The organism is uncultured Nocardioides sp. (genome assembly GCF_902805925.1).
Classification (GTDB): Bacteria; Actinomycetota; Actinomycetes; order Propionibacteriales; family Nocardioidaceae; genus Nocardioides.
In genome coordinates, this window is sequence record NZ_CADCUP010000179.1 from 1 (window position 1) to 20,063 (window position 20,063).

Sequence of the window (20,063 nt, forward strand, 5' to 3'; positions counted from 1 at the left end):
TAGGCCATCCCGTCGCTGGGCGCACTCGAGGAGCCGCCCAGGGCGTGCACGCCGATCCAGTAGACGCCGGCGGCCTCGCCGAGCGCGTCGTACGGCACCGTCACGGTGAAGAGCGCCGAGTCGCCCGCCGCGAGGCTGGGGACGGTGAAGTAGGTGCCCTCGTCGATGATCCGGTCGCCGACGTAGAGCTCGGGGTCGCTCTCGGCCGCGGTGGCGAGCGTCGCGGCGTCGGTGATCGGCTCGGGCGAGGTGAACCCGTACAGGTTGATGCCGGACCACGTCTCGGACGTGGTGTTGGTGACGCTCCCGGTGATCGTGGTGTCGGTACCGGCCTGGACCACGGAGGGGGCCATCGTGGCGATGGACACCTTCAGCGGCGTGCCCGCGGCCGCCGGGGCGGCGCCCGAGGGCGCCTCCACCCCCACCACGGCACCCATCGCCGCCACCACCCCTACGAGGGCAGCAGTCAGCGGACGGGGGCGGAACACGCATCGACTGTAGTGCCGCCGTCCGCGTCGACCGAGCAGGCCGCACGGATGCCCGCCAGCCGCCGCCTCTTTCGTAGACTGGCCTGTCGTGTCAGACGCCACCGCCCCTCATCCCGAGCCCGCCACCCCCACGGCGCCGCTGTCGATGGTCGAGGTGCAGCGGTCGGTGGCCCGGGAGCTCGACCGGATCGGCCCGGTGATCGACGAGCTGGGCGACCGCTTCGCCGCCGCCGGGGAGCAGCTGGCACTGGTGGGCGGACCCGTGCGCGACGCCATGCTCGGGCGCCTGCAGAACGACCTGGACCTCACGACCTCGGCGCGGCCGGAGGTCACCGAGAGGCTCGTCTCGGGCTGGGCCGACGCCGTGTGGGACATGGGCCGCGACTTCGGCACCATCGGCTGCCGCAAGGGGCCCTGGCAGGTCGAGATCACCACCTACCGGGCCGAGAGCTACGACCCGGGCTCGCGCAAGCCCGACGTCGACTTCGGCGACACCCTCGCCGGCGACCTCGGCCGTCGCGACTTCACCGTCAACGCGATGGCGGTGACCGTGCCGGGCCGGGAGTTCGAGGACCCGTACGGCGGCATCGCCGACCTCGCGCAGCGGGTGCTGCGCACCCCGGGCACCCCCGAGGACTCGTTCTCCGACGACCCGCTGCGGATGATGCGGGCCGCTCGCTTCGCCGCCCAGCTCGGCTTCGACGTCGCGCCCGAGGTCGTCGCGGCGATGACGGCGATGGCCGAGCGCATCTCGATCATCTCCGCCGAGCGGGTGCGCGACGAGCTCGTCAAGCTCGTGTGCGCGCCGTACCCCCGCCGGGGGCTCACGCTCCTGGTGGAGACCGGGCTCGCCGCGCTGGTGCTGCCCGAGCTGCCCGCGCTCGCGCTGGAGCGCGACGAGCACCACCGCCACAAGGACGTCTACGAGCACACGCTGACGGTGCTCGAGCAGGCCATCGACCTGGAGCGCGCGCGCGGCGGCCCGGACGCGCCGCCCGACTTCGTCTCCCGCTTCGCCGCCCTGATGCACGACGTGGGCAAGCCGCGCACCCGGCGCTTCGCCGGCGACGGCACCGTGACGTTCCACCACCACGACGTCGTGGGCGCGAAGATCACCCGCAAGCGGATGAAGGCGCTCCGCTTCTCCAACGACCAGGTGGACGCCGTCTCCCAGCTGGTCGAGCTGCACCTGCGCTTCCACGGCTACGGGTCGGGGGAGTGGACCGACTCCGCCGTACGCCGCTACGTGCGCGACGCCGGCGACCAGCTCGAGCGGCTGCACATCCTCACCCGGGCCGACTGCACCACCCGCAACCAGCGCAAGGCCGACCGGCTGCGACGCACCTACGACGAGCTCGAGGAGCGCATCGCCCGGCTCTCGGAGCAGGAGGAGCTGGCCTCCATCCGGCCCGACCTGGACGGCACCCAGATCATGGAGGTCCTCGGCATCGGCCCCGGCCGCGAGGTCGGCGAGGCCTACCGCTACCTCCTGGAGCTGCGGATGGACCACGGGCCGCAGGAGCCTGCCGCGGCGCGGGTGGCGCTGCTGGAGTGGTGGGCTGCCCGCGAGTAGGTCGCGGAGCGGCTACGAACCTCACCCGAGCAGCCGCTGCACCGCCTCCCCGACCACCCGGTCGTCGGCGCCCAGCGCCCGGGCCCGCGCGACGTACGACGCGGCGAGCTCGTCGATCCGGGTGCGGCGGTCGTCGGTGACCGGTCGGGCCGAGCGCGTCACCCGCGTGCCGCCGCCGCGCCGCGACTCCAGCAGGCCGGCCGCCTCGAGCTCGCGGTAGGCCCGCGCGACGGTGCCGACGGCGAGCCCGAGGTCACCGGCGAGCTGGCGCAGCGGGGGCACCCGGTCACCGGCGGCCAGCCGGCCGACGGCGATCAGGTCGGCGAGCTGGCGGCGTACCTGCTCGAACGGCGGGGTCGGGTCGTCGGGGTCGACGACGACGAGCGCACTCACCGCACCGGGGTCGGGTCGGTCACCTGCAGCCGGTCGTTCAGGAACAGTCGGACGGCGCACCAGCAGGCGACGAGGAAGGCGACGGGGACGCTGATCGCCAGCACGGCGGACACCGGCTCGGCCCACACCGGCGCGCACGGGACGCCGGCGAGCGAGGAGGCGGCGGTGATGGCGATGCCGACGTGCGTGGCGGCCACCGCGAGCCCGGAGGCGGCGACGATCACGGTGAGCGACCGGACCCGCAGGGCGTCGTCGGCGTCCTCGTCGGCGGCGAAGCCGCGGGGGCGTCGTACGACGACCCTGGCGGCCACCGCGGCGACCAGCGCGACGACGGCCAGCACCCCCAGCAGCGGGACGCTGTAGTCGCTCCCGGGGTAGGGGCCGTGGCTACCGGCCATGACGCCGGGGACCACACATGAGTAGGAGTCGCCTCCGTCGGCCGTGGCGGTGGTGAGCGCGAGGGTGACCAGGTGCAGCGCCAGCAGCGCCGCGAGCGCCAGTCCGAGCGGACGGGGCACGTAGGTCCGGACCCGCCGCGCGCGCAGCGAGGCGCTGCGCGGACCAGGGGTGCGTCGGGGTCGGACCACGGTCTCGCCGAGGGCCACTCCGACCACGATGCCGAGGCCGGTGATCGCCGGCGCGAGCATCAGGCCGCGCCCGCGGTCGAGCGCGGACGCGGCGGCCACCGCGGCGACCAGACCCACCGAGCCGCCGAGGACCCGGATCCCCACGACCCGGGACCACTCCCGGGTCGGCGCCACGGGTCGGCGCCGTCCCAGGGCAGCGACGCCGACGCCGATCACGGCCAGGGGCACCACGAGGAGCATCGCCAGCTCCACCATCCCGACTCCGAACACGACCCCACCCCTTGTCCCACCTGGTTGATACAAGGGCGAGGATGCGGCAGAGCCCGGTTTGTGTCAATGCTTTAACACAAACCGGGCTCTCCGGGTGGGTGGAGCCAGGCGGTCACTCGCCGCGGATGAACTTCTCCAGCTCGGCGCGACCGAGGTCGTCGGGCATCTGCACCGGCGGGGACTTCATCAGGTAGGTGGAGGCCGGGATGATGGGGCCGCCCACGCCACGGTCCATCGCGATCTTCGCGGCCCGGACGGCGTCGATGATGATGCCGGCGGAGTTGGGGGAGTCCCAGACCTCGAGCTTGTACTCGAGGTTGAGCGGCACGTCGCCGAAGGCGCGACCCTCGAGGCGGACGTAGGCCCACTTGCGGTCGTCGAGCCACTGCACGTAGTCGGACGGGCCGATGTGCACGTTCTTGTCGCTGATCTTGTCGGCGAGCTCGCCCTTGAGGTTCGACGTCACGGCCTGGGTCTTGGAGACCTTCTTGGACTCCAGGCGCTCGCGCTCGAGCATGTTCTTGAAGTCCATGTTGCCGCCGACGTTGAGCTGGTAGGTCCGGTCCAGCGCGACGCCGCGGTCCTCGAAGAGCTTGGCCATCACGCGGTGGGTGATGGTGGCGCCGACCTGGCTCTTGATGTCGTCACCGACGATCGGGACGCCGGCGTCCTCGAACTTCTTGGCCCAGACGGGGTCGGAGGCGATGAAGACCGGGAGGGCGTTGACGAAGCCCACGCCCGCGTCGATGGCGCACTGGGCGTAGAACTTGTCGGCCTCCTCCGAGCCCACCGGGAGGTAGGACACCAGCACGTCGGCCCGCGCGTCCTTGAGGGTCTGGACGACGTCGACCGGCTCGGCCGCCGACTCCTCGATGGTGGCGCGGTAGTACTTGCCCAGACCGTCGAGGGTGGGGCCGCGCAGGACGTCGACGCCCAGGGTGGGGACGTCGGCGATCTTGATGGTGTTGTTCTCGGAGGCGTTGATCGCCTCGGAGAGGTCCTTGCCGACCTTCTTGTCGTCGACGTCGAAGGCGGCGACGAACTCCACGTCGGAGACGTGGTAGTCACCGAACTTGACGTGCATGAGGCCCGGGACGGTGTCCGCGGGGTCGGCGTCCTTGTAGTACTCCACGCCCTGGACCAGGGAGGTGGCGCAGTTGCCGACCCCCACGATTGCCACTCGAACCGAACCCATCCGGGTCTCCTTCTTCACTAGTGCGCTGCTATTCGGTGTTCTCGGGCGCCGGCGCGGGGACGGCCCGCTCGGCGTTGATCAGGTCGGACAGCCAGCGGACCTCCCGCTCGACCGACTCGACCCCGTGACGCTGCAGCTCTGCGGCGTAACGGTTGACTTCCTTCTGCGTGCGGGCCAGGTCGGTCTGGACCCGGTCGAGGCGCTCCTGGAGGCGAGTACGGCGGCCCTCGAGGACGCGCAGCCGGATCTCCATGTCGGTGCGGCCGAAGAACGCGAAGCGGATGTCGAAGTTGTCGTCCTCCCACGCCGTGGGACCGACCTCCGCCATCAGCCGCTCGAACTCGGCGTGGCCCTCCGCGGTGACCTCGTAGACGATGCGCGGGCGCCGGGTGACCGGTGCCGGGTCACCCGTGGCCTCCTCGATGAGGTCGGCGCGCAGCATCTTCTTCAAGGTGGGGTACAGGGAGCCGTAGGACAGCACCCGGCCCCACCCGAGCATGAGGTTGAGCCGCTTGCGCAGCTCGTAGCCGTGCATGGGTCCCTCGTGCAGCAGTCCCAGGACTGCGAGCTCGATGGTCTCCGCGCGACGTGCCACGCGACCTATCGTAGCGATATATCCGGAGCACCGGAAACGTCAGGATGTCGGGCGCTGCGTGGCGGTTCACTACCCTTACCGCCGTGAGTGCCAAGCGCCGAGCCGACGGTCGCCCCGTGACCACGCGCCCCCAGCAGCCCCCCGTGACGACGAGGCAGCGCCTGCGTCGCGCGCTGAAGTGGCTGCTGGTGGTCGTGCTGGTCGGGGCGCTCCTGGGTGCTGCGTCGTTCGTGGTGCTCTACCAGACCATCGACGTCCCGGACCCCAACGAGGACTTCGAGACCCAGACCAGCTTCGTCTACTACGCCGACGGCAGGAGCGAGCTGGGCCGGTTCGCCAACCAGAACCGCGACTCCATCCCCCTCGACGAGATGCCCGACACGATCAAGGACGCGGTGATCGCCGCGGAGAACCGGTCGTTCTACACCGACCAGGGCATCGACCCCAAGGGCATCGTGCGCGCGGCCTTCTCCAACGCCAGTGGCGGCGCCACCCAGGGTGCGTCCACGATCACCCAGCAGTACGTCAAGATCCTCTACCTCACCAGCGAGCGCAGCCTGCAGCGCAAGATGACCGAGGCGATCCTGTCGCTGAAGATCCAGCGCGAGGTGAGCAAGGAGGAGATCCTCGAGGGCTACCTCAACACCATCTACTTCGGTCGCGGCGCCTACGGCATCCAGGCCGCGGCCCAGGCGTTCTTCGACAAGCCGGCCGCCAAGCTCGGGCTGCGCGAGTCGGCGGTCCTCGCCAGTGTGCTCAACAACCCCAGCAACCTCGACCCGGCCAACGGCAAGGAGGCCAAGGACGCGCTGCGGGTCCGCTACGCGTACGCCCTCCACGGCATGGCGGAGATGGGCAAGATCTCCGAGGGTCAGGCCGAGCAGGCGGCCAGGCGGCTGCCGAGGTTCCCCGAGATCGAGGCCGAGAGCCAGCTGGGCGGCCAGCGCGGCCACATGCTGACCCTGGTCCGCGACGAGCTCAAGAGGCTGGAGTTCACCGACGCGCAGATCGACGGCGACGGCCTGCGCGTCACCACGACGTTCACCGCCTCGGCCATGAGGGCGGCCGAGGACGGCGTGCTGGCCCAGCGCCCGGAGGGCTTCGGCGACAAGCAGCTGCACATCGGCGCCGCCCTGGTCGAGCCCGGCAGCGGCGCCGTACGCGGCTTCTACGGCGGTCAGGACTTCCTCGACTCGCAGATCAACTGGGCCGCGACCGGCGGCATGGCCGGCTCGACCATCAAGCCGCTGACCGTCGCCGCGGCGATCAAGCAGGGCTTCAGCCTCAACGACTCCTTCGAGGGCAACTCGCCCTACGAGTTCCCCGACGGCCTGACCGTCAACAACGAGGGCAGCGGCACCGACGGCCTGGGCAACGACTACGGCTCCGGAGTGAGCCTGGTGACGGCCACCGAGCAGTCGATCAACACCGCGTTCGTCGACATGACGGCGGGCATGGACGACGGCCCCGAGGCGATCTACGACATGGCCCGGGCGCTGGGCGTCCCCGGCGACAAGCCGTCCAACAAGTACCCCGGCATCCCGATGCGCTCGGTCGACTTCATGCCCGACGACACCCTGATCACCCTCGGCCGCGGGCGCGTCAGCCCGATCAACATGGCCAACGCCTACGCCACCATCGCCAACGGCGGCGAGCGGGCCGACGCCCACGTGATCGAGAAGGTCGTCGGCAAGGACGGGGAGGTCCTCTACAACCGCGGGGACCGCGCCCGCCCCGCGGTCGAGGAGGACATCGCCGCCGACGCCTCGTACGCCATGCAGCAGGTCGTGCAGAGCGGCACCGGCCAGGCGGCGCTGGCGCTGGGCCGGCCGGCCGCCGGCAAGACCGGCACGGCGACCGCGCCCTCGAGCAGCGGTGAGGAGGACTTCGTGTCCTCGGCGTGGTTCGCCGGCTACACCCCCCAGCTCGCGGCCGCGGTGATGTACGTCCGCGGCGACGGCGACGACCAGCTCGACGGCTGGCTGCCGTCGTACTTCGGCGCCGACTACCCCGCCGACACCTGGACGGCGATCATGCAGCAGGCGACCGAGGGCATGGAGGTGGAGGACTTCCCGGAGCCGGCGTACGTCGACGGCGAGGCGCCGTCCGACGGCTACGAGTACGTCCCGCCGCCGCCTCCGCCGTCCCCGACGCGCGTGCCGCCGCCGCCGCCGAAGCCGTCGGACAAGCCGACCAGGACGCCCGACCCGGCGCCGACGCCGACCCCGACGCCTCCTCCGCCGACGCTGCCTCCTCCTCCGCCGCCTCCTCCGACGCCTCCTCCGCCGCCGCCGGCCCCTCCGACCGTGCCGCCGCCTCCGCCCGTCCCGCCGCCGACCGCTCCGCCCACCTGAGCAGCCGGTGACGGGCGAGCCCACGGGGGACGACCTGGCGTCGCGGGTGCACCCCACCCGCGACGACGCTGTCGTGGCGGCCCTGTCGGAGTCGGTGGGCGGGCCGATGGGCGACCACGCCGCCGCCCACCGCTTCTGGAGCCCGGTCCGGGTGCTCCTCCTCCTCACCGCGCTGTGCTTCGCGCTCGGCATGGTGCAGAAGGCCCCGTGTGCCAACTCGGTGTGGCAGAACGGCACCGAGAACTACAACAACATGTGCTACTCCGACCTGCCGCCGCTCTACTACGGCCGCGGGCTCTCGGACGGCCACTGGCCCTACACCGACGACCCGGTGGTGCGCGGGCAGTTCGAGGTCATGGAGTATCCCGTCGGCATCTCCTACTGGGCCTGGGCCACCGCGGAGGTGACGCGGGCCGTCGCCGGCGACGACGCCGCCCGTGACGTGCTGACCGAGGCGCGGCTCTACACGGCGGTGAACGCCGTCGGCTTCGCCCTGCTCGCGCTGCTGGCCACCTGGTTCCTGGCCGGGGTGAGCCCCCGCCGGCCGTGGGACGCGGCCGGCTTCGCGGTGGCGCCCACCCTGGCCCTGACGGCGCTGATCAACTGGGACCTGCTGGCGGTGACGCTGGTGGCCGCGGCGCTCTGGGCGTGGGCCCGCGACCGTCCCGTGCTCACCGGTGTGCTCATCGGCCTCGGTACGGCGGCCAAGCTCTACCCGCTCTTCCTGCTCGGCGGGATCCTGGTGATCTGCCTGCGCCGGCTCAGGACCCGGCGAGCGGGGGAGTCCGACCCGCTGCTCGACCTCGGGGCGGTGGCCGGGTCGGCGGCCGTGGCGTGGGCGGTGGCCAACGCGCCGGCGTACCTCTCGGGGCCCGCCCAGTGGAGGGTCTTCTGGACCTTCAACTCCGAGCGCGGGGCCGACCTCGGCTCGATCTGGTTGGTGCTGCAGCAGGCCTTCGACCACACGATGACCACCGACGTCATCAACGCGGTGTCGTGGATCTTCTTCGGTGCCTGGTGCCTCGGGGTGCTCGTGCTCGGCCTCCGCGCGCCGGCCACGCCCCGCCTGGCCCAGCTGGGGTTCCTCGTGGTCGCGGGCTTCCTGCTGGTCAACAAGGTCTACTCGCCGCAGTACGTCCTGTGGCTGCTGCCGCTGGCGGTGCTCGCCCGGCCGCGCTGGCGCGACCTGCTGGTGTGGCAGGCCGGCGAGGTCGTCTACTTCGCGGCGGTGTGGTGGTACCTCGGGGAGTACCTCGCACCGGCCGGGGGAGGTGACTCCGGGTTCTACTGGCTGGCCATCCTGCTCCGGCTCGCCACCCAGCTCTACCTGGTGGCGGTGGTGGTGCGCGACGTGGTGCGGCCCGGGCGCGACCCGGTGCGCCCGCCGGCCCGGCCGGTGTGGTCGCTCAGTCGATCGTGACCTCGTCGAACGTCGTGGCGGTGTAGCGCACCCGCACGTCGATCCGGTCGCCGACCTGCGGCACCCGGGCGCCCGAGGGCAGGAAGAGCATGGAGGCCTGCATGTGCGGCGGCTCGGCGAAGCGCCGCTGCTTGCCGTCGATGGAGTACGGCGACCGCACGAAGCCCACGGCGTCCAGGCCGCCGCGCGCCAGGGTGGCCGCCCTGGCCTTGAGCGAGGACTCGCCGGTCGGCGCCTCGAGGCCGATGCCGTGCGCCGTACCGCCGGAGACGATGAGCAGGTGGCCCGACTTGGGGGCGGTGCGGCTGCGGTAGCCGAAGGCGTCGCCGCGCTCGACCGGGTGCGCGTCGAGCACGGTGGCGGTGACCCGCAGGGCGCTGCGATCACCCAGCCAGAGCCCGGTGCCTGTGCGGGGGCGGATGGTGAAGTCGGCGTAGGAGGTGCGCAGCGTCGCGAGCTCGGTCGCGGTGAGGTGGCTGACCCACACGGTGCGCGTGGGGACGCCGGACCCGACGACGTCGTTGAGCAGCCGGCGCACCTCGCCGAGGTGCGATCCCTGCTCCAGCGGCAGGTGCAGCGCGATCCCGTCGAGCCCGGCGCTCGCGCGGAGCGCGTCGAGGTCGAGGCTGCGCAGCTCGCGCCCCGTCATCCCGTGCCGCTGCATGGAGGTGAGCAGCTCGAGCACGAAGCGCGCCTGCGGGTCGTGGGCGCGCAGCGCCGCGAGGTCCTCGGCCCGGCTCACGGTGTGGACGACCCGCTTGGCGACGGCCGGTTCGAGGTCGAGCGCGGGGCCGAACGGGCGCCACGGGGTGAGCACCAGCAGGTCGCCGTCGAAGCGGGTGGCGACCTGCGGCAGCTCGACGTAGGTGCCGACGGCGATGGTGTCGACGCCGAGCCACTGGGACTTGCGCGCCAGCCGGCCGGCGCCGAAGCCGTAGCCGTTGCCCTTGACGACCGGCACGATCCCGGGCGTCCGGTCGACGACGCCGCGCAGGTGGCTGCGCCAGCGGTCGCCGTCGACGGAGAGGGTCAGGGTCACGATGAGCGCCGCTTCATGTAGAGGTCGAAGGCCTTGTACAGCGGCCTGTTGAGCGGCAGGTCCCACTCGCCGGCGTACTCGACGGCCTGCCCACCGGTGCCCACCTTGAACTGGATGAGGCCGACGTGCGGGTCGTCGGCGTCGAGGGTGTCGGTGATGCCGCGCATGTCGTAGATCTCGCAGCCGGCCGCGAGGGCGTCGCCCATCATCGCCCACTGGATCGCGTTGGAGCCGCGCACCTCCCTCTTCTGGGTGGAGGAGGCGCCGTAGGAGTACCACGCGTGCGCGCCGACGCGGATCGCGACGGTGGCGGCGACCAGGTCGGCGCCGTGGCGGGCCAGGTGCACGACGATGCGGTCGGGGTCCTCGGCCGCCAGGGCGTCGTACATCGTGGTGAAGTACGACAGCGGGCGCGGGGTGAACCCGTCGCGCTCGGCGGTGTGCACGTAGAGGTCGTGGAACGCCTTGAGGTCTGCCGAGCCGGCGCCGCGGGTGACCTCGACGCCCTCCTTGGCGGCCTTCTTGATGTTGCGGCGCCACTGCTGGTTCATGGCCGCCAGCACGTCGTCCTCCGTGCGGCCGGCGAGCGGCACGTGGAAGTTGAACTGCGGCTGCCCGGCCGCGAAGCCGCCCTCGACCGCCTGGGGCCGCCAGCCGAGCTCGTGCAGCTGGGAGACGACGGCGGCACCGGTCTGGTCGCGCTCCAGCGGCGGCACGTCGTCCAGGCGCCGTACGGCGTCGTTCGCGATGCCGTCCTTGACCTGCGCGGCGCTCCAGCGGCGGGTCACCACGGGCGGCCCCATCCGCACGCCGAAGGCGCCCTTCCTCTTGAGGTGGGCCGCGAGCGGGGTGAGCCAGGCGGCCAGGTCGTCGGACTCCCAGTCGATGACCGGGCCCTCGGGCAGGTAGGCGAGGTAGCGCCTGAGCCGCGGGAGCTGCCGGTAGAGCACCAGCGCCGAGCCCACCACGTGGCCGTCCTGCTCCCAGACCACCGACTCGCTGCGCCACTCCGGCTTGACCTGCGCCCACGCGGGGGTCTGCAGGAAGCTCGCGGAGGGCCGGCTGCGGAGGTGGGCGAGGTGCTCGGCGGGGGAGCCGGTGCGGAGCTGCAGGGAGGAGGGCGACACGGCCCCGAGGCTACCCGCCGGGGCCGGGGTCGCCTCGATCCCGGGAGCCGAGGAGCCGCCCCGAGCGGCGCGGGCGGGCTCCCGCGGGCGCGGGCTCATGGCGACGGCGGGGCGGCACCGGACGAGCCGGTCACAGCCGCTCGCGCAGCCAGGCGAGGTCGGCGGTGTGCTCGTCAACACCGCCAGGCGTCTCGCACACCACCGGGGCGCCGGCGTCGCGGACGACCGCCGCCAGCAGGTCGGGGTCGATCGTGCCGGCCCCGAGGCTCGCGTGCCGGTCGGCGCCGGAGTCGAAGGAGTCGCGGCTGTCGTTGCAGTGCACCAGGTCGATCCGGCCGGTGATCGCGAGGACGTCGTCGACGACCGTCTCGAGCGGGTTGCCGCCGGCATGGGCGTGGCAGGTGTCGAGGCAGAGGCCGACCTGCTCCGCCCCGTCGGTGCCGTCGATGGCCGCCCACACGCCGGCGATCCGCTCGAGGTGGCGCGTCATCGCGTTGTCGCCGCCGGCGGTGTTCTCGATGAGCAGGGGCAGCTTCAGGTCGGTGGCGGCGATCGCCTTGCGCCAGTTGTCGAAGCCCGTCTCGACGACCCGGGGGTCGCCGGCCTTGTTCTCCACGTGGCCGCCGTGCACGATCAGCCCCTTGGCGCCGATCTCGGCGGCGGCGTCGACGTGCTGCTGGAGCAGCTTGCGGCTCGGGATCCGGATGCGGTTGTTGGTCGTGGCGACGTTGACGATGTAGGGCGCGTGGACGTAGAGGTCGATGCCGGCCGCCTCGGCGTCGGCCCGCAGGGCCTCGGCGCCACCGGGGTAGCGGACCTCGGGACCCTTGAAGCCCTGCGGGTCGCCGAGGAAGAACTGCACCAGCGTCGTGCCGCGCGCCGTCGCCTCGGCGATCGGGTCGCTCTGGTCGACGTGGGCTCCGATGCTGATGCTCATGCGAGCAGTCTAGGAACGCCCACCGACAGCTCAGGACCGGTAGACCCGCCCTCCGAGCTTGACGCCTCGTCGTCGGGTGGTGCTGGCATGCGCGCTCCTGGGTGGGTGGTCCATCGTCACACCGAGAGACGCCGTGAGCCGGCCATCGGTAGGTCGCCTCAGCGCAGCATCGAGGTGGCGGCCACCACGCAGGCGAGGGTGATAAGCAGCGAGGCGGCGATCTGCAGCCGGGCGGGCAGCGGCACCAGGAGCTCGTCGGGAGCCGACCCGAGCCGGTCGGGCGTGGCCGGCCCGCCGGCGTACGGCGGATCGAGGCGCTGCAGGATGCGCAGTGCCTCGTCGGCCCGCGCGGGACGAGCCTCCGGGTCGGGCGCGAGCAGCCGCTCGAGGAGGGGTCGCAGCCGGCCGGAGGGGATCCGCGGCGCCCGGCTCGGGTGGATGCCGGTGAGGAGGTGCAGTCCGACCGCACCGACGGAGTAGAGGTCCTGGCGCGGGTCGGGGGCTGCGCCGAGGGCCTGCTCGGGCGCCATGAACCCCGCGGTGCCGATGGCGCCCGGCACGCTGGTGAAGCGGTCGCCGGTGAGGACGGCGGCGACGCCGAAGTCGGCGATGCGGACGTCGGGGGCGCCGTCGAGGGTGGGCGCGAGGAGCAGGTTGCCCGGCTTGATGTCGCGGTGGACGACCCCGGCGGCGTGCACCGCCGCCAGGCCGCGCAGGACCTGCTCGAGCACCCGGGCGACGTAGCCCTCGGGCAGGGGACCGTGCTCGGCGAGCAGCGACTGCACGGACCCGCCGGTGACCAGCTCCATCACGATGACGACCAGCTCGTCCTCGGCGACCCAGCCGGTCGGGGCCAGCACGTGCGGATGACGGATGCGCACCGCCTGCTCACGGACGAACCGCACCAGCAGCGCGTCGCTGTGGTGACCGAGCACCTTGGCGGCGACGAGGCCGCCGGTGCGGCTGTCACGTGCGCGCCAGACCGACCCCATGCCCCCGGTGCCGACCTGGTCGAGCAGGATGTAGCGACCGGCGACGAGGGTCTCGGGAGGACGGGTCCGGAGCATGCCCCGACGCTAGCGACGACCGGCCGGCCGTCGGTCCGCTCGTCCACAGGCAGCGATTCCGTCCGCGGCGGGGTCCGCTGCTAGCCTGGGGCGTCCTTCGTCACGCCCATCCGTGTGGTGCGTCGACGTTGACCACGGCCCCGACGATCGTCGTACGCCGTGAACGCAAGCCCTCCTGCCACGGAGAGACCGTGGCCGCCGAGTCCAGAGGAGGTGGAGACCGCTTTGCGTGCCTATGAAGTGATGGTCATCCTCGACCCCAGCCTTGAAGAGCGCACCATCGAGCCGTCGCTCGACAAGTACCTCAACGTCATCCGCAAGGATGGTGGCACCGTGGAGAGCGTCGACGTCTGGGGACGTCGCCGCCTCGCCTACGAGGTCAAGAAGAACGCCGAAGGCATCTACGCCATCATCTCGATCCAGGCCGAGCCGGCCACGGTCAAGGAGTTCGACCGCCAGCTCACCCTGAACGAGTCCATCCTGCGCACGAAGGTCATCCGCCCCGGCGCTCGCTGAGCGTCTGTGGATGAGCTCTTCCGCATGTCGGTGGCCTCGGCGACGATGACCACCGGCAGACAACCCAGGACCAGATAGGACACCTGAACATGGCAGGCGAGACCGTCATCACCGTGGTCGGCAACCTCGTCGACGACCCGGAGCTGCGCTTCACCCCCTCGGGTGCCGCCGTGGCCAACTTCCGGATCGCGTCGACCCCGCGGACCTTCGACCGGCAGTCCAACGAGTGGAAGGACGGCGACGCGCTGTTCCTCTCCTGCTCGATCTGGCGCCAGGCGGCCGAGAACGTCGCCGAGTCGCTCCAGAAGGGCATGCGGGTGGTGGTGCAGGGCCGGCTCAAGTCGCGCCAGTACGAGACCCGTGAGGGTGAGAAGCGCACCGTCATGGAGATCGACGTCGACGAGGTCGGCCCCTCGCTGAAGTACGCCACCGCGAAGGTCACGCGCACCACCCGCCAGGGTGGCGGAGAGGGCGGCTACTCCGGTGGCGGCTTCTCCGGTGGCGGCGGCGGTGGTGGTGGCCAGGGCGGCGCCGGCAACGCCCACGACCCGTGGGCCACGCCCGCCCCCCAGGGCGGCTCCGGCGGCGCCGGCGGCGGATTCGGCGGCCAGGGCGGCAGCTCCGGTGGCGGCCAGTCCGACCCGTGGGGCGCACCCGGTGTCGGCTCGTCCGACGAGCCCCCCTTCTGATCCTCCGCACGACCCATCCGAATACACCTCAACCATTCCGCCTCCGTACCCACTCGGAGCCGGGCTTCTAGAGAGGAAGCACCACAATGGCCAAGGCAGTGATTCGCAAGCCCAAGAAGAAGGTTTGCCAGTTCTGCAAGGAGAAGGCGACCGGTGTCGACTACAAGGACACCACGCTCCTCCGCAAGTTCATCTCCGACCGCGGCAAGATCCGCGCGCGTCGGGTGACCGGCAACTGCGTCCAGCACCAGCGCGACGTGGCCATGGCAGTCAAGAACGCCCGCGAGGTCGCTCTGCTGCCCTACACGTCCACCGGGCGCTGAGGGGAGACGAGACCATGAAGCTCATCCTGACCCAGGAAGTGACCGGCCTCGGCGCTGCCGGCGACGTGGTCGAGGTCAAGGACGGCTACGGCCGCAACTACCTCGTCCCGCGCGGTGTCGCGATCCGCTGGACCCGCGGCGCGGAGAAGACCGTCGACTCGATCACCGCGGCTCGCTCCTCGCGCGCCGTCCGTGACCACGACCACGCGGTCCAGATCAAGGCCAAGCTCGAGGCCGAGCCGGTGGCACTGAAGGTCCGCTCGGGCGAGAGCGGTCGCCTCTTCGGCTCCGTCACCTCCGCCGACATCGCCGCCGCAGTGAGCGCCGCCTCCGGCGAGGCCGTCGACAAGCGCACGATCGTGGTGGGCAACCCGATCAAGTCGCTCGGCAACCACGAGGTGTCGGTCAAGCTGCACGACGAGGTGCTCGCCACGGTGGCGCTCAACGTCATCCCGGCCTGACCTCCAGCTCCACCAGCGGCCCGTCGCCCCTCCGGGGTGGCGGGCCGTCCTGCGTCCTCCCGGACGCCGGGCGGTCGCGCTCCCCGCGCTCCGTGGGCGTTGCAGCCCGGAAGCGAAGGAGGCCCGGGCTCACCTCGGCGCTCAGGCGCCGGTGACGAGCCACGCGTCGTCGCGGGCGCGCCGGGTGAGCAGCCAGCACCGGCCGCCCATGAACGCCACGGTGAACGTGACCCACACCCACACGAGGGAGTGTGTCGCGTAGGCCGTGACGAGGATGGCGGGCGTGGTGAGGGCGAGCACGACGACACCGGCCCAGGCGAGGTAGCGGCCGTCGCCCGCGCCGATGAGGACGCCGTCCAGCACGAACACGACCCCGGCCACCGGCTGTCCGAGGGCGGCGACGACGAGCACGGGCACGAGCAGGTCGTGCACCTGCGGGTCGTCACTGAACAGCAGCCCGAGGAACGGGCTGCCCGCGGCCAGGAGGACACCGCAGACGACGCCCGCGCCGATGCCCCACCGGATCATCTGCGTGGTCACCTCGCGGGTGCCGACCACGTCGCCGGCGCCGAGGTAGCGGCCGGTGATCGCCTGCGCCGCGATGGCCAGGGCGTCCAGCGCGAAGGCCAGGAACGTCCAGATCGTGAAGGCCAGCTGGTGGGTCGCCACCTCCGTGGCGCTGCCGTCGCCGGCCACCACCACGGCGTACGTCGTGACGAGGAGGGCGGCGCGCAGGGAGAGGGTGCGCACGACCAGGGGTACGGCGGCCCGGGCGGCCGCGGTGATGCCGGGCCGGTCGGGGGTGAGCGAGGCGCCCTCCCGGCGGGCGGCGCGCACGACCACCCACACCAGCGCCGCGGCGGAGGCCACCTGGGCGCCCACGGTGCCGATCGCCGAGCCGGCGATGCCGAGACCGTCGATGCCGCCGACGCCGTACACGAGGAGCAGGTTGAGCACGATGTTGAGCCCGTTGCCGACCACGGCGACGACCAGCGGGGTGCGGGTGTCCTGCAGCCCGCGGAGCACCCCGGTGGCGGCCAGCATGAGCAAGAGTGGCGTGGTGCCGAGCAGCGCCAGGCGCAGGTACGTCGCGGCGTGCCCGGTCGTCTCCTCCCCGGCACCGAAGGCCTCGACGAGCGGGTTGGTCAGCAGCACGCCCAGCGCCGTGGCGGGGAGCCCGATCACCACCGCGAGCCACAGCCCGTCGACGCCCTGGGCGAGCGCACCGCGGAGGTCGCCGGCGCCGAGGCGGCGGGCGACGCTGGCGGTCGTGCCGTAGGCCAGGAAGACGCACAGCCCGACGATGGTCTGGAGCACGGCCGCGGCGATGCCGAGCCCGGCGAGCTCCCTGGTGCCGAGGTGCCCGACGATGGCCGCGTCGGCGAGCAGGAACATCGGCTCGGCGACCAGCGCGAGGAACGCCGGCACGGCGAGCCGGACGATCTCCCGCCCGCGACCGCGGGCCCGCTGCTCGATCACGCGGCAAGCGTACGCCGGGTAATGAGCACCTTGGGTCGGTGGTCCCTACAGCGGGCGGCCATCGTCCTGTGCATGACCGGTGGGTAACTCCCGGCGGGCACGGCTTGTCGACAAAGCAACCGGCCAAGCCCACATGTCGAGAAGATGAACGGACCAGTCCGGAGACTTCTCGCCGTCCACACCTCGCGGGCAACGTCGCCGCAGGTCAGCAGGGGCATGACCGCTGGGAACGGTCGGTGCTCCACAGGCTCCTCCCCAGCCGGTGCACACCGTTCAGCGTGTCGTCCCGAGGTTCAGCCCGGTTATCCACAGGCCCTGTTGACAAGGTGGTGTCACCGGACCACCGAGGCGACGTAGCCTCGCCGGGGCCAGCGGTCGGGAGCTCGTCAGGAAGCGTGCCCGCGACGGCTCCGGGAGTGTCGGTGCCCGGTCCTAGCCTGCAGACCAGACGCGACCCAGGGAGCAGCATTGAGCATCACCGAGGACGACCTGCGAGGGTCCCCGCACGCGGCGTACGACGACTGGGGCGACGGCCCCTCGCCGTTCGCGCCGGGCGAGCAGACCTCGCGTCCAGGCGACCGCACGCCGCCGCAGGACAACGCCGCGGAGCAGAGCGTGCTGGGCTCGATGCTGCTCTCCAAGGACGCCATCGCCGACGTGTCCGAGGTGGTCCGCGGCGTCGACTTCTACCGGCCCGCGCACGAGATCATCCACGACGCGATCATCGACCTGTTCGGCCGCGGCGAGCCGGCCGACCCGGTGACCGTCGCCGCAGAGCTCCAGCGGCGGGGCGAGCTGCAGCGCGTCGGTGGCGCGCCGTACCTCCACACGCTCTCGGCCAACGTGCCGATCGCCGCCAACGCCTCCTACTACGGCGAGATCGTGCGCGAGAAGGCGATCCTGCGCCGCCTCGTCGACGCCGGCACCAAGATCGTCCAGATCGGCTACGCCGGCGAGGGCCAGGTCGACGACGTGGTCGACCAGGCCCAGGCGGAGGTCTACAAGATCACCGACCGGCGCACCGCCGAGGACTACGCCCCGCTGAGCGACATCATGAACGGCGTCCTCGACGAGATCGAGGCCATCGGCAACCGCGAGGCGGGGCTGTACGGCGTCCCGACCGGCTTCGCCGACCTCGACGACCTCACCAACGGCCTGCACAAGGGCCAGATGATCATCGTCGCGGCCCGCCCCGCGATGGGGAAGTCGACGCTCGCGCTCGACCTGTGCCGCGCGGCCTCGATCCAGAACAACATGACCAGCGTCTTCTTCAGCCTCGAGATGACGCGCTCGGAGATCACCATGCGCCTGCTCTCGGCCGAGGCGAAGGTGCCGCTCAACCACATCCGCAACGGCAACATGAACGAGGACGACTGGGACAAGCTCGCCAAGAAGATGGGCGAGGTGTCCAGCGCGCCGATGTTCATCGACGACTCGCCCAACATGACCATGATGGAGATCCGTGCGAAGGCCAGGCGGCTCAAGCAGCGCCACGACCTCAAGCTGATCGTCATCGACTACATGCAGCTGATGAGCTCGGGCAAGAAGGTCGAGTCACGCCAGCTCGAGGTGTCGGAGTTCTCCCGCCAGATCAAGCTCCTGGCCAAGGAGCTCGAGGTGCCGATCATCGCGCTCTCCCAGCTCAACCGCGGCCCCGAGCAGCGCAGCGACAAGCGCCCGATGATGAGCGACCTGCGCGAGTCCGGCTCGCTGGAGCAGGACGCCGACATGGTGATCCTGCTGCACCGCGACGACGTCTACGAGAAGGAGTCCACCCGCCCCGGCGAGGCCGACCTGATCGTGGCCAAGCACCGCAACGGCCCCACCCGCGACCTCACCGTCGCCTTCCAGGGCCACTACTCCCGCTTCGTCGACATGGCTCACTGAGGCGTCTCGTCCAGCTGCGCGAGAGTCTGATGGAACGACGCACTCACAGGGTGCGATCCGCAGCTGCATGAAGCGGCCAAGAGCGCCGACTCCCGTCAGACGGAGGCGAGGAAGGCTTGAACCCGCTGCATGAGCAGCGCAGCGGCCTCCGGGTCGTACCCGGCGAGGGAGGAGTCGGCGAAGAGGTGCTGATCGCCGGGGTAGACGAACAGCTCGGCGCCAGCCGTGGAGCCGGCGAGCTCGCGTGCGGCCGGCAGGTCCTCGTCGAAGAACTCGTCACCTTCCTTGCCGTGGATCTGCACCGGCACCTCCGAGGGCCACGTCTGCCCGAACTCCGAGACCGGGAGACAGGAGTACATCAGCAGTGCCCCGCGGGCACCGGGCCGCGTCTGCGCCAGCCGCTGCGCGATCGTCACGCCGAAGGAGAATCCACCGTAGACGAGCTCGGGGCCGAGGTCGTCGGCCACGGCGGCGCCGCGGCTCCGAATCGTGTCCAAGCCGAGCTCTCGAGCGAATCCGAAGCCCTCCTCGATGCTGTCGAACGTCCGGCCCTCGAACAGGTCCGGCGTGTGCACGGTGTGCCCGCCCTGGCGGAGCGTGTCGGCGAACCCGCGGACTCCGTCGGTCAGGCCCTGGATGTGGTGGTACAGCAGCACGTCGGCCACAGCGCGGTCTCCTTAACGAACGATCCAATATGTTGGTACGTTCCGGAATGCTAGTCTGTCGCGCCATGGCGGACAACCCCCCGGACTACGAGCTGGCCGACCGGATGGCGCTCACGAGGCCGGACCAGGTGAAGGCCATCGGCCACCCGCTCCGCACGATGATCCTGCAGCTCCTCCACGAGCGGGCCGCGACCGTGACCGAGCTTGCTGAGGCAGTCGGACGGCCGAAGAGCACGGTCGCGCACCACGTGGAGGTGCTGAGGCTGAACGGCCTGCTCAGGGTGGTACGCACGCGGAGGGTACGGGCGATCGAGGAGCGCTTCTACGGGCGCACCGCGCGGATGTTCCACGTCTCAGCGGAACCATCCCCCGCCGGGGAGGCGATGCCGGGCGACTTCAACGACTTCGAGGTAGCGGCACGCGAGTCCGCGACGGCGTTCGAGCAGGGGAGACTGTGGGGCTTCATCCGGCATGCACGCATCACGGAGGACCAGGCATCCCAGTTCTGGGACCGCATGGCCGGGCTGGTCGAGGAGTTCGACCGATTGCCGAGGGCCGGCGAGACCATGTACGGGTTCGCGATCGGGCTCTACCCCACGAGCCACCCGACTCTCCCCACAGCGGAGTGACGCCGTTGATCAGCGACCCGCCTGTGACACTGCCCGTCGCCCGGACGACACGCGAATCCCCGTCATCACCCGTCGTACCACTCAGGGCCTGGGTCTGCGAAGGCCTCCTTCGTCCACCGGAGCAAGGCCGTCCGGCACAATCGGACTACGGTCGGGACACCGCTGATGAAGGAGAGACCCCATGACCGAGGCACGCGACCCCTCCACCGGAAGTCAACCGGGCGACTTCGACGTGCCCGACTTCGACGGACTCCTCGTCCTGATGGCGAACGCCGTCGGCAAGCTCGACACCGGCAGCACCATGGCGATCACCCTGAACGTCCGTGGCGCCACCATCAGCGGCACGATGATCGCGGCCCAGGCCTGGCG

21 protein-coding genes are annotated in these 20,063 nt (G+C 71.6%); 10 read left to right on the forward strand and 11 right to left on the reverse strand.

The genetic code is table 11. The annotated features are described in order from the left end of the window. The coding region (locus QZX64_RS12980) for a DUF6049 family protein (RefSeq protein WP_295660580.1) at window positions 1-488 on the reverse strand (488 nt) is incomplete at its 3' end. A gap of 145 nt (window positions 489-633) precedes the next feature. On the opposite strand from QZX64_RS12980, the gene QZX64_RS12985 reads away from it, so the two are divergent. Continuing rightward, window positions 634-2,061 (forward strand): CCA tRNA nucleotidyltransferase, encoded by a 1,428-nt coding sequence (locus tag QZX64_RS12985; protein WP_295660627.1) that lies wholly within the window; start codon window positions 634-636, stop codon window positions 2,059-2,061. Window positions 2,062-2,082: 21 nt separating this feature from the next. Here the strand turns inward: QZX64_RS12985 and QZX64_RS12990 are convergent, their stop codons facing one another. From QZX64_RS12990 to QZX64_RS13005, 4 genes are all read right to left on the reverse strand, one after another. Further along, window positions 2,083-2,454: a GntR family transcriptional regulator gene (locus QZX64_RS12990; RefSeq protein WP_295660583.1), complete on the reverse strand. Its 372-nt coding sequence runs from the start codon at window positions 2,452-2,454 to the stop codon at window positions 2,083-2,085. Continuing rightward, the gene (locus QZX64_RS12995; protein WP_295660587.1) at window positions 2,451-3,311 is read right to left on the reverse strand and encodes a hypothetical protein; all 861 of its coding nucleotides are present in this window, start codon (window positions 3,309-3,311) and stop codon (window positions 2,451-2,453) included. Before QZX64_RS12995 ends, QZX64_RS12990 begins: the two co-directional genes overlap by 4 nt. A gap of 112 nt (window positions 3,312-3,423) precedes the next feature. Next, window positions 3,424-4,506 (reverse strand): inositol-3-phosphate synthase, encoded by a 1,083-nt coding sequence (locus QZX64_RS13000; protein ID WP_295660590.1) that lies wholly within the window; start codon window positions 4,504-4,506, stop codon window positions 3,424-3,426. 28 nt (window positions 4,507-4,534) lie between these two features. Then, window positions 4,535-5,101, reverse strand: coding sequence for a PadR family transcriptional regulator (locus QZX64_RS13005; protein ID WP_295660593.1), 567 nt, complete (start codon window positions 5,099-5,101; stop codon window positions 4,535-4,537). A gap of 116 nt (window positions 5,102-5,217) precedes the next feature. On the opposite strand from QZX64_RS13005, the gene QZX64_RS13010 reads away from it, so the two are divergent. Both QZX64_RS13010 and QZX64_RS13015 read left to right on the forward strand, forming a co-directional pair. Continuing rightward, window positions 5,218-7,455 (forward strand): transglycosylase domain-containing protein, encoded by a 2,238-nt coding sequence (locus tag QZX64_RS13010; protein WP_295660596.1) that lies wholly within the window; start codon window positions 5,218-5,220, stop codon window positions 7,453-7,455. Between the two features lie 7 nt (window positions 7,456-7,462). After that, complete coding sequence (locus QZX64_RS13015) at window positions 7,463-8,875, forward strand: glycosyltransferase family 87 protein (protein ID WP_295660599.1); 1,413 nt, start codon at window positions 7,463-7,465, stop codon at window positions 8,873-8,875. Here QZX64_RS13015 and QZX64_RS13020 read toward each other — a convergent pair. From QZX64_RS13020 to QZX64_RS13035, 4 genes are all read right to left on the reverse strand, one after another. Beyond that, window positions 8,862-9,914 (reverse strand): alanine racemase, encoded by a 1,053-nt coding sequence (locus QZX64_RS13020; protein ID WP_295660600.1) that lies wholly within the window; start codon window positions 9,912-9,914, stop codon window positions 8,862-8,864. The two genes, QZX64_RS13015 and QZX64_RS13020, sit on opposite strands and share 14 nt — an antisense overlap. Then, on the reverse strand, window positions 9,911-11,041 hold the full coding sequence (locus tag QZX64_RS13025; protein WP_295660602.1) for a peptidoglycan bridge formation glycyltransferase FemA/FemB family protein: 1,131 nt from the start codon (window positions 11,039-11,041) through the stop codon (window positions 9,911-9,913). The genes QZX64_RS13020 and QZX64_RS13025 overlap by 4 nt, the downstream gene beginning before the upstream one ends. Before the next feature lie 130 nt (window positions 11,042-11,171). Further along, the gene (locus tag QZX64_RS13030) at window positions 11,172-11,978 is read right to left on the reverse strand and encodes a deoxyribonuclease IV (protein WP_295660604.1); all 807 of its coding nucleotides are present in this window, start codon (window positions 11,976-11,978) and stop codon (window positions 11,172-11,174) included. A gap of 158 nt (window positions 11,979-12,136) precedes the next feature. Continuing rightward, on the reverse strand, window positions 12,137-13,045 hold the full coding sequence (locus QZX64_RS13035) for a serine/threonine-protein kinase (RefSeq protein ID WP_295660606.1): 909 nt from the start codon (window positions 13,043-13,045) through the stop codon (window positions 12,137-12,139). A gap of 225 nt (window positions 13,046-13,270) precedes the next feature. On the opposite strand from QZX64_RS13035, the gene rpsF reads away from it, so the two are divergent. The 4 genes from rpsF to rplI all read left to right on the forward strand — a co-directional run bounded on the left by rpsF (window position 13,271) and on the right by rplI (window position 15,034). After that, window positions 13,271-13,561, forward strand: coding sequence for a 30S ribosomal protein S6 (gene rpsF / locus QZX64_RS13040; protein ID WP_295660608.1), 291 nt, complete (start codon window positions 13,271-13,273; stop codon window positions 13,559-13,561). Window positions 13,562-13,650: 89 nt separating this feature from the next. Beyond that, the gene (locus QZX64_RS13045) at window positions 13,651-14,250 is read left to right on the forward strand and encodes a single-stranded DNA-binding protein (protein ID WP_295660609.1); all 600 of its coding nucleotides are present in this window, start codon (window positions 13,651-13,653) and stop codon (window positions 14,248-14,250) included. An 86-nt stretch (window positions 14,251-14,336) separates the two neighbouring features. Further along, window positions 14,337-14,573, forward strand: a complete 237-nt coding sequence (gene rpsR, locus QZX64_RS13050; protein ID WP_101525917.1) for a 30S ribosomal protein S18 — start codon at window positions 14,337-14,339, stop codon at window positions 14,571-14,573. Between the two features lie 14 nt (window positions 14,574-14,587). Next, entirely contained in the window at window positions 14,588-15,034 is a 447-nt protein-coding gene (rplI, locus tag QZX64_RS13055; RefSeq protein WP_295660615.1) for a 50S ribosomal protein L9, read from the forward strand. Between the two features lie 141 nt (window positions 15,035-15,175). On the opposite strand, the gene QZX64_RS13060 is transcribed toward rplI, so the two are convergent. After that, window positions 15,176-16,513, reverse strand: coding sequence for an MATE family efflux transporter (locus QZX64_RS13060; RefSeq protein WP_295660617.1), 1,338 nt, complete (start codon window positions 16,511-16,513; stop codon window positions 15,176-15,178). A 468-nt stretch (window positions 16,514-16,981) separates the two neighbouring features. Between QZX64_RS13060 and dnaB the strand changes: the two genes are divergently transcribed. After that, window positions 16,982-18,400, forward strand: coding sequence for a replicative DNA helicase (dnaB, locus tag QZX64_RS13065; protein ID WP_295660619.1), 1,419 nt, complete (start codon window positions 16,982-16,984; stop codon window positions 18,398-18,400). Between the two features lie 95 nt (window positions 18,401-18,495). Here the strand turns inward: dnaB and QZX64_RS13070 are convergent, their stop codons facing one another. Further along, complete coding sequence (locus QZX64_RS13070; RefSeq protein ID WP_295660621.1) at window positions 18,496-19,065, reverse strand: dienelactone hydrolase family protein; 570 nt, start codon at window positions 19,063-19,065, stop codon at window positions 18,496-18,498. Between the two features lie 65 nt (window positions 19,066-19,130). Here QZX64_RS13070 and QZX64_RS13075 point away from each other — a divergent pair, with 65 nt between their 5' ends. Together QZX64_RS13075 and QZX64_RS13080 are read left to right on the forward strand one after the other, a co-directional pair. Next, window positions 19,131-19,694, forward strand: coding sequence for a transcriptional regulator (locus QZX64_RS13075; RefSeq protein WP_295660623.1), 564 nt, complete (start codon window positions 19,131-19,133; stop codon window positions 19,692-19,694). Window positions 19,695-19,875: 181 nt separating this feature from the next. Continuing rightward, a partial coding sequence (locus tag QZX64_RS13080) for a hypothetical protein (protein ID WP_295660625.1) occupies window positions 19,876-20,063 on the forward strand: 188 nt, incomplete at its 3' end.